This window comes from Acidovorax sp. GW835-FHT14B10, from assembly GCF_058793725.1.
Window position 1 is genome coordinate 1 of record NZ_JBXAGC010000083.1, and the last position, 841, is coordinate 841.

Sequence of the window (841 nt, forward strand, 5' to 3'; positions counted from 1 at the left end):
AGAACGTGTTTACGATCTTCCAGGGACTGACAATAGCCCGGTGAAAAGAAAGCCATACCCAAGCGACATCAGTAGAGAGAAATTCGCTGAGATTGAGCCATTGCTGCGTAGCGTTCGACGCAGTACCAAGCCTGTAGCGCTGGATCTGTACGAGGTGTTCTGCGCGGTGCTGTACCTGCTGCGCACGGGCTGCCAGTGGCGGTTTCTTCCACCGGAGTTTCCCAAGTGGCAGAACGTCTACGCGTACTGGCGCAAATGGAGCGAGCCTGACCCGCACGGAGTAAGCGTGCTGGAGCAGGCCTTAAAAAAATCAGGTTGGCGCGGCCCGCGAGAAACTGGGGCGCAACGCCTCAAGCGCGTTCTTGATCGTGGACGCGCAGAGCGTGAAGAACACGGACACGGCGCAGAGCAAGGGCTATGACGCGGGCAAGAAAGTCTCAGGCATCAAGCGCCACATTGCAGTAGACACCCAAGGTCTGCCGCACGCCATTGCGGTGACCACGGCCGAAGTGACTGACCGCAAAGGGGCCTTGCAGGCACTGCAGCGCTGCAAACCTGCCCTGGGCAAGGTACAAGCGCTGCTGTGTGACAGCGGCTATGTGGGCAAGCCGTTCGCCAAGGGCGTGCAGGACATCTTGGGCGGGCACGTCACAGTGCAGATTGCCAAACGCAGTGAACTGCATACGTTCAAGGTGATGCCCCAGCGCTGGGTGGTGGAGCGCAGCTTTGCGTGGCTGGAGAAGAACAGGCGATTGTGGAAGAACTGCGAGCGGTTACTGAACACCAGTCTGCAGTTCATCCACTTGGCCTTCTTGGCTTTGCTATGCAGAAGATCGTAAAC

1 protein-coding gene is annotated in these 841 nt (G+C 58.3%); it reads left to right on the forward strand.

Annotated elements, in window-relative coordinates:
• Positions 1-40: 40 nt before the first annotated feature.
• Positions 41-839, forward strand: a protein-coding gene (locus AC1Q5S_RS22310; protein WP_422203226.1) for an IS5 family transposase whose coding sequence is annotated in 2 segments (ribosomal slippage) — positions 41-304 and positions 306-839 — 798 coding nt in all. Because the reading frame shifts where the segments join, the coding sequence is not laid out codon by codon here.
• The last annotated feature ends 2 nt before the right edge of the window (positions 840-841 follow it).